The sequence below is a fragment of the Oleiphilus sp. HI0128 genome (assembly GCF_001635365.1).
Genome location: NZ_LWGG01000049.1, coordinates 1 through 780, shown reverse-complemented (window position 1 = coordinate 780; position 780 = coordinate 1). Strand labels below are relative to the sequence as shown.

Annotated in this window: 1 protein-coding gene; it reads right to left on the bottom strand. The window is 43.6% G+C overall.

Annotation, left to right across the window (positions count from 1 at the left end):
* A partial coding sequence (locus A3763_RS00720; RefSeq protein ID WP_156494781.1) for a hypothetical protein occupies positions 1–382 on the bottom strand: 382 nt, incomplete at its 3' end.
* Between the last annotated feature and the right edge of the window lie 398 nt (positions 383–780).

The following is a 780-nucleotide window of genomic DNA, read 5'->3' as shown; positions in this document are numbered from 1 at the left end:
CCAAGTGAATTGCAGTTTCTTTTACTTTGCTGCTACTTTTCAAGTCAAACTTCTGATGGCCCATGCCCGCCGATAAGAAAGCTCGGGTGTTACCCTCATTCAGGTGATAGAGCACGCCTGGAGACAAACGTTTAGTCCGGCTATCAGGACCTCCCCTTTTGCCATCAGCGTTATACATGGAAAACCACAGGTCCCAGGATAAGTCACTACTTAATGGTCGCTCAAACCCAGCTTCAAAGCTAAGCCCTTCCTCAAGATTGCGATCTGAGTCGAACAAATACCCTGCTGCACCAAGATATAATTCACCATCTCGAATAAATTCTGCACTCACGGGGTGAGCTAAAAAGCAAGCCAATAAGGCAAGTATGATTTTAAAGTTCATGTTTCGGCTATCCTTAAATCGCGCACCACAACTCACGTAGATTATAATTGGAAAGAACTTGATACGTTCGTACAAACTTCGGTGACGCTGATTAACTGTTAATGCAATTCCCGTTACTTTTAAGGCGCAAACTTACCAAGGAATCTCATACAATTCCATGCGCTTTTGTCGCATTTGCTAGGCAGTTAGCGCTTCGATCTAAAAATATTAACTCAAAACGCCTTCTGAAGAATTAAAACTATCCCTCACTCACAAAAAACCGCCCTGCACTTTTCGGTGCAGAGCGGTTTAAGATAGAGATCGGCCTTCAAACCATGAGGCCGATATTGATTAAGCGCTTATTTAGTCGCAGCCTTCTTAATACTTGATTCAACTACCGCTACAACACGACGGTTAGC